The 8,298-nt window shown below is 46.8% G+C and carries 4 protein-coding genes; all 4 read left to right on the top strand.

What is annotated here, in order from left to right:
* The first annotated feature begins 1 nt into the window (after position 1).
* Entirely contained in the window at positions 2 to 2,350 is a 2,349-nt protein-coding gene (locus ACO1R6_RS15900) for an ABC transporter permease (RefSeq protein WP_486265945.1), read from the top strand.
* A 30-nt stretch (positions 2,351 to 2,380) separates the two neighbouring features.
* Positions 2,381 to 4,753 carry an FtsX-like permease family protein gene (locus ACO1R6_RS15905; RefSeq protein ID WP_486265946.1) on the top strand — a complete coding sequence of 791 codons (2,373 nt, stop codon included), beginning with the start codon at positions 2,381 to 2,383 and terminating at the stop codon, positions 4,751 to 4,753.
* A 72-nt stretch (positions 4,754 to 4,825) separates the two neighbouring features.
* Positions 4,826 to 7,246, top strand: coding sequence for an ABC transporter permease (locus tag ACO1R6_RS15910; RefSeq protein WP_486265947.1), 2,421 nt, complete (start codon positions 4,826 to 4,828; stop codon positions 7,244 to 7,246).
* Positions 7,247 to 7,531: 285 nt separating this feature from the next.
* Positions 7,532 to 8,298: ABC transporter permease (locus ACO1R6_RS15915; protein ID WP_486265948.1), on the top strand; the 767-nt coding region annotated here is incomplete at its 3' end.

The following is an 8,298-nucleotide window of genomic DNA, read 5'->3' on the forward strand; positions in this document are numbered from 1 at the left end:
TATGTTTTACAACTACTTCAAAATTGCCGTTCGTAATTTGCTGCGCCACAAGGTATTTTCCTTTATTAATTTATTTGGTTTATCCTTGGGCATGGCCGGTACGTTGCTAATCGGACTTTGGATACAAGACGAAATAAGCTTTAACCGTTTTTACCCCCAACTAGACCGCATTTATGCGGTACGCCTGTTAGAGGGTGAGTACACCAACGATATTACCAGCAGCCCGCTTACCGAAGCTCTGAAAGCAGATATTCCGGCAGTAGAAAAAGCCACGAAAATAAGTTGGCCAGAAAACCTGCTGCTCAGTGTCGGCGAAAAGTCTTTTAAACAGCCGGGGTATTACGCCTCTGCCGATTTTTTTGATGTATTCCGGTTTCCGGTACTCCGGGGCAACCCGCAACAGGCATTGCAATCGCCGGATAAAATTATTATTACCCGCGAAGTAGCCACTACTTATTTTAATTCAACCGATGTAGTTGGGAAAACCATCCGGTTAGATAATGCCAAAGATTATGTGGTAGGAGCCGTTATCGAAAACGTGCCCTTAAACTCGTCGGTGCGCTTTAACTGGATTGTAAATTTTAAAGTATTTGAGCAGGATTGGATGCGTATCTGGAGTAATAATAGCTTTCAGACGTACGTGAAATTACGGCCGGGCGTAACAGCAGCCCAGGCCGAGGAAAGTATGCGGGGCCTGATACAAAGATATGACCCCGACCCGCGTATTGGCACCGTCCGGCCTATTTTACAACCCTTAGCCGATGTATATTTATACAGCAAATACCATCTCGGCAAACCCGTAGGCGGACGTATTGAATATTTACGCTTGTTTGGGCTGGTGGCCCTGTTTACACTGTTTATTGCCTGCGTTAATTTCATGAATTTATCTACCGCCCGCTCGGCGGGCCGGGCGCGGGAAGTGGGCGTGCGTAAAGTAATTGGTGCCAACCGTTCATCGCTGATGCAGCAATTTATCGGCGAATCGCTGCTAATGGCTTTCCTGGCTTTGCTGCTGGCTTTGGTTATAACTACACTGGCGCTGCCGGTTATAAATAATCTTACCCAAAAACAATTATTTCTTAACCTCGCTTCGCCGCAATTGTGGGCCGGACTGTTAGCGCTGGTGGTAATTACCGGCTTATTGGCTGGTAGTTACCCGGCTTTGTTCCTGTCTTCGCTTTCGCCGGTACGGGTGCTTAAAGGAGTACTTAAAACCAGCGTAAATGTCGCCCGGCTCCGGCAAGGGCTGGTTGTTTTTCAATTTGTATTGTCTATTTTTTTAATAGTAGGTATGCTGGTGGTGGGGCGGCAAATGCATTATCTGCAAACCAAAAACTTAGGTTTAAATCGGGAAAATGTTTTTTACGTGCCCATAGAAGGAAACTTAGGCATTAAACGCCAGGTGTACCGGCAAGAATTGCTGCGTTCCGATGCTATAAGTGCGGTATCTACTACCGGTTCTTTGCCAATTAATATACAATCGAATACCACGGGTAATTTGTTTTGGCCGGGCAAAGACCCGAAAAGCCGCACTGAAACCGTTTGGCAGATGCGCGTAGGGAATGATTTTGTAAAAACCATGCAAATTCCACTCTTACGCGGGCGGGATTTTCGCGAAGGAAACGGGAACGATTCGGTTAATGTGCTGATAAATGAAGCGGCGGCTAAACTAATGGGTTTACCAGACCCTCTAGGGCAACCAGTTACATTTCAGAGGCAAAAAGGCCGGGTTATTGGCATCATGAAAGATTTTCACCTGGCTTCCCTGCACCAACCCATTCAGCCGCTTGTGTTGCAATATCATGCCTCCTGGACCAATTTTTACCTGGTAAGGCCCCGGCCCGGACGTACCGCCGATGCTGTTCGGGCTGCCGAAAGAATCGCGCGGCAGCTTAATCCAGCTTATCCGTTCGAATACCATTTCCTGGATGAAGATTACGAAAAGCTTTACCGGAACGAAATGTTAATCAGCAGCATGGTGAATACGTTTGGGTTGGTAGCTATTATTATATCGTGTTTAGGCTTATTTGGTTTGGCAACTTACACCGCCGAGCAACGCACCAAAGAAATTGGTATTCGCAAGGTATTAGGCGCTTCCGTTGCGGGTATTGTGGGTATGCTTTCCAAAGACTTTCTGAAATTAGTTTTAGTTGCCAATATTATAGCCTGGCCGCTGGCCTGGTATATAATGCACCAATGGTTACAGAATTTTGCTTATCGTACGCCTTTTTCCTGGTGGATTTTTGTACTGGCCGGCGCACTGGCGGTTTTAATCGCCTTGTTTACAGTTAGTTTTCAGGCGATACGCGCGGCAGTAGCAAATCCGGTAAAAAGTTTACGCAGTGAATAGTTAAGTCTTTACATCCGCTAAAGTATTATTATGTTCCGGCACACTTTTCTCTTGGCTTACCGCAGTTTTCTCCGGTTTAAAAGTACGTTTTTCATTAACTTAATTGGCCTGTCTACGGGGTTAGCCTGCACGTTATTTATTTACCTGTGGGTAGCCGATGAGTTAGCGGTGGATAAATTCCATGAGAAAGATAACAGGCTTTTTCAGGTGATGGAGCGCCAGCAGGTAGTTGGTGGCATTCTGGTAAGTGATAAAACGGCTGGTTTGGTGGGTGAGACCCTGCCCCAGGAAATGCCCGAAGTAGAATATGCTGCCGCGGTTTTGCATTATTCTAACTTTCCAAAGTCTATTTTGTCGGGCCGGGAAGAATATAAAATAAAAGCTACCGGCCAGTTTGCCAGCCAGGATTATTTCCAGGTTTTTTCCTACGAGCTGATGCAGGGCGATGCAGCAGTTGTGTTGCGTGATAAAAATGCGGTTGTTATTTCGGAAAAACTGGCCCGGCAATTATTCCGGACTACCCAAAATGTTATTGGCAAAACCCTGCAATGGGAAATGGGACCTTTTAAAAAGCCGGTAATCATATCGGGTATCTTCAAAGACGTTCCCCACAATTCATCTGAACAATTCGACTTTTTGCTGCCTTTTGAAGCCTGGAAAAATATAGAACCATCGGTTTTAAATTGGGAGAATGATGGCACCCATACCTATGTAGTTTTAAAGGAAGGCACCAATGTGGCGCCATTCAATCTTAAAATTGCTAATTTTTTAGAGAGCAGAAATGCTGGCTCGAACCGGAAGCTGTTTCTAAAGCCTTATTCCGAAAAGTATTTGTATGGCAACTACGAAAACGGCGTGCAAGCGGGCGGCAGAATCGTGTATGTAAAGCTCTTTGCTATTGTCGCCATTTTCATCCTGCTCATTGCCTGCATTAATTTTATGAATTTATCCACGGCCAAAGCAACCCGCCGGATTAAAGAAGTAGGGGTAAAGAAAGTAATAGGCGCCAGCCGGCGTACCCTTATTTTTCAGTACCTGGGCGAGTCGTTGTTAATGGCTTTGGTGTCCTTAGGTGTAGCTATCTTACTGGTTATGCTTTTGCTACCTCAATTTAATCAGATTACCGGTAAACAGCTTGCCCTACCCATTAATACTACCCTGATAGCAGTCTTTCTGGGTATTACGGTAATTACCGGATTAGTAGCCGGTAGCTATCCGGCCATTTACTTATCGGGTTTTCGGCCAATTGTAGTATTAAAAGGCAAGTTGCCGCATTCTCTCGGCGAAATATTCATCCGCAAAGGGCTGGTGGTATTTCAGTTTTCGTTATCCGTGATGCTGATAGTGGCGGTTGTGGTTGTTTACAAACAAATAGAATACATCCAGACCAAACGCCTGGGTTACGACAAAGACAATCTACTCTTTTTTGTGAAAGATGGTAGCCTTTACCAAAAACAAGATGCCTTTCTGGCGGAAGTAAAAAATATACCCGGCGTTGTAAATGCCGCCAGCGTAGGCCGCAGTATTATCGGGAGCCACAATACGACCGGTGGTTTGGATTGGGCAGGCAAGAATCCGGAAGAAAATACGGCCTTCGAAATGATAAGAGCTAATTATGACCTGATTCAAACCCTGGGCATCCAAATGGCTGCCGGCCGGGCCTTTTCCAAGGATTTTGCCACCGATGAGTCAAAGATTATTTTTAACCAGGCTGCTATTGCGGCTATGGGGCTTAAAGACCCAATCGGTAAAAAAGTTAACTTATGGGGCCAAGACCTGGAAATTGTGGGCGTAACCGAAGACTTTCATTTTGAATCGCTCCATGAAAATGTAAAACCCCTGTTTTTTAAGTTAGAACCTCAGAAAACTCACGCCATCATGGTTAAAATAGGGGCCGGAAAAGAAAAAGAAGCTATTGGTAAACTCCAAGACCTGTATGCAACATTTAACCCGGGCTTCACTTTCGATTATAAATTTCTGGACCAGGATTATCAGGCCTTGTATGTAGCAGAACAAAGGGTTTCGGCTTTATCAAGGTACTTTGCGGGCTTGGCTATTCTTATTTCCTGTTTGGGTTTGTTTGGCTTAGCCGCCTTTACCGCCGAAAGAAGACGGAAAGAAATTGGCGTTCGGAAGGTATTAGGTGCCAGTAGCTTAAACATTGTTTACCTGCTTTCCGGCGACTTTACGAAACTGGTTCTGGTTGCTATTTTCGTGGCTTTACCCCTGAGTTGGTTAGCCACCCGGCACTGGCTAAATAACTTTGCCTACCGGATAAATTTAGCGTGGTGGTATTTTCTTGGAGCCGGGCTAGGGGCTTTAATTATTGCCTGGTTAACCGTGGGCCTGCAAGCCGCCAAAGCCGCGCGCGTTAATCCGGCGCATAGCCTTAAAGATGAATAAGCAACCAGCTCAAATTATCAGCAACAAATAAACAGGGTAAATCCTGATGAAGACATTTTAATTTTATCCGCCATGTTTAAAAATTATTTAAAAATTGCCTTCCGCAACCTGTGGCGCCACAAAGCCTTTTCGGCTATTAATATTCTGGGCCTAGCCATTGGCATTGCCACCTGTTTAATAATTATGCTTTTTGTGGGGCACGAACTAAGCTACGACCGCTTTAACGAGAAGGCCGACCGCATGGTGCGGGTAATTTTCCGGGGGCAGGTGCAGGGCGAAAAGTTAAACGAAGCCACCGTAATGCCGCCGGTGGCGCAGGCGCTTCTGGCCGATTACCCTGAAGTGGAGGCTGCCACCCGCTTACGTGATTACGGCATGCCCCGGGTTACCTACGGGAATAAATCGTTTCGGGAAGATAGTTTTGCCTTCGTCGATGCTAACTTTTTTCAGGTGTTTACGCTCCCTTTCCGGAAGGGCGACCCCAAAACAGCTTTGCTGCAACCCAATACAGTAGTTATTACCGAGGCGGTGGCCCAAAAATATTTCGGCGACGAAGACCCCATGGGCAAAGTGTTAACTTTTAAAGGCACGAATAATTCCTGTAAAATAACCGGGGTAATAGCCACCATCCCCGCCAACTCCCATTTTCGTTTTGATATTTTTGCTTCGATGGCCAGTTTACCAGAAGCCAAATCGCCGTCGTGGATGGGCTCTAATTATTATACTTACCTGGTGCTGCCCAAAGGTTACGATTACAAACAACTAGAGGCTAAATTGCCCCAGGTGATAGAGAAATATATCGGGCCGCAAATGCAACAAGGCATGGGTACCAGCCTGGCGCAGTTCCGGGCCAAAGGCAACGATATTGGTTTGTTTCTGCAGCCCCTCACCGATATTTACCTGCACTCCGATTTTATGAACGACCTGGGGCCGCGGGGCGATGTACGATACGTTTACATTTTTGGGGCCATTGCGGTTTTTATGCTGCTCATTGCCTGCATCAACTTCATGAATCTTTCTACGGCCGGGGCTGCCAAACGAGGCCGCGAGGTGGGCATCCGGAAAGTACTGGGCTCGGTTAAAGGGCAGTTGGTCTGGCAATTTCTGCTGGAATCTATGCTGCTAACCATTATTTCTTTGGTGCTGGCCATTTTGCTGGTGAACCTGGCTCTGCCGGTATTTAACCAACTGGCTGGTCAAAACCTAAGCTGGCCGCCCCTGGCTAATTTTTGGCTGGTACCGGGCCTGGTGCTGTTTGGCTTACTAGTTGGGGTGTTGGCGGGCAGCTACCCGGCTTTTGTTCTTTCGGGGTTTCGGCCGGTTACCGTACTCAAGGGCACGCTGGCCACCGGCAAAAACAGCTTAAGCTTTAGGAGCGGACTGGTGGTTTTTCAGTTCTGCATTTCTATTACCTTGCTGGTAAGTACCACGGTAGTGTATCAGCAGCTCCGGTATATCCAAAATGTTAAATTAGGCTACAACAAAGACCAGGTGCTGGTGCTGCCCGAAACGTATATGCTGGGCCAGCAGGAAGCAATTTTCCAACAGCAAATTCTGCAAGACCCGCGGGTAGTGCGGGTAAGCATGTCGGGGTATTTGCCGGCGGGCCCCACCAACAATAATAATTTTTTCGTGTATCCCGGCGAGGATGCGGCCCAACAAATTAAAACGCTTCGCTACGACGTAGATGACCAATATATTCCGACGCTGGGCATGCAACTTATAGCCGGACGTAACTTCTCGAAAGATTTTGCCTCCGATACCGCCAGTGCCATATTAAACGAAACGGCTGCCCAGGCTTTTGGCTGGGATAAAAACGCCCTAAACCAAACCTTTACCACCACTACCCAGCAAGGCAGCAAAAGAAAATTCCGGGTAATCGGGGTAATCCAGGACTTTCATTTTAAATCGTTGCACGAGCGCATTTCGCCGCTAATAATGACCCTGGGCAATAATGCCGGTACCCTGATTGTAAAAACCAAAACCGCTGACACCGCCGGCTTGCTGACTACGCTAAAAAAACAGTGGGCGTCTTTAAACCCCGAGGAGCCTTTTGTGTATTCATTTCTGGACGAACGGTTTAACCAAACGTACGCCGCCGAGCAAAAGGTAGGTCGTATTCTGGCCATATTTGCGGGGCTGACCATTTTTGTGGCTTGCCTGGGCTTGTTTGGCTTGGCTACGTTTACCGCCGAGCAGCGCAAAAAAGAAATTGGCATCCGAAAAGTATTAGGCGCAACGGTAACCAATATTGTAGCCTTGCTCTCCCGCGATTTCCTGAAACTGGTATTTATAGCCAACCTGATTGCCTGGCCAGTGGCTTGGTGGGCCATGCAGCAATGGCTCCGCGATTTTGAATACCGCACCGCCATTGGGTGGTGGGTATTTGGCCTGGTAGGTTTAGGGGCCTTACTCATTGCCTTGCTCACCATCAGTTTCCAGGCCATCCGGACGGCGGTAGCCAACCCGGTAAAATCATTGCGAAGTGAGTAAGTAAATAGGAGGTAAATACTTGTGTACTGATGGGATTAGCCAGAATAACCAAATAACCACCAAGCTTTCCCAGCATTTCGACTTATTTTGGGAATATAGGTTTTATTGTAGCAAGCTTAATTAAGGATTAATTTAGTTTAACCAGTAACATTTAAGAACAACGACATAAACTATTGGGCGAAGTATTAGCGGCGACGGCGGCCGAGTTCCCCTTTTGATTTAGGAGGGGTTCGGGGGTGGTTATATTTATTAGTTATGTGTCGTGTTCTATAGCAAGAAAATAACATGTTGTACAATTTCCTGAAAATAGCGTTGCGCAACCTGCTGCGGCACCGGAGTCATTCGGTTATTAATATTTTGGGGTTATCGCTGGGTATTACGGGAGCGATTCTGATTTTTCTGCTGGTTAAATTTCACCTGAGTACCGACCGCTACCATACCAATGCCGACCGTATTTACCGCGTAGTTACCGATTTGCATCTCGAAGACGGCAGCATTGAGTACGGACCCGGCAGCCCTTTTCCGATGGCGGCTGCCATTCAAAACGATTTTCCACAGATAAACACCACCGCTTTTATTATCCGGAACCAGGCCCTGACCGTGGAAATACCCGGCACCGAACAAAATGCTCCCCAACGTTACCTGGAAAAAGAAAGCATTAGTTTTGTGAGCCCCACCTGGTTTAAAATATTCGATTACCAATGGTTGGCCGGCAACCCGGAATATGCCTTAGCAGAACCCAAAACAGTGGTGCTGACCCAAAAGTGGGCTACAAAATATTTCGGGCGAGAGAACCCCATTGGCAAATTCATCAAGGTTAATCATAAAACTACGCTTAAAGTAACCGGCTTACTGCAAGATTTCCCAGAAAATACCGATACCAAAGCAAACATGTTGGTATCGCTGAGCACGTATAAAATAATCCGGCCCGAGTTTCCCGAAGACGATTGGGGCTGGATTGACAGCAACAAGGAAACCTTTGTGCTGCTGCCGCCCAACTTTACGGCCAAACAATTTAATAGCGCCATGCCGGCTTTCTCCCAAAAATACCA

Source organism: Adhaeribacter sp., from assembly GCF_057359045.1.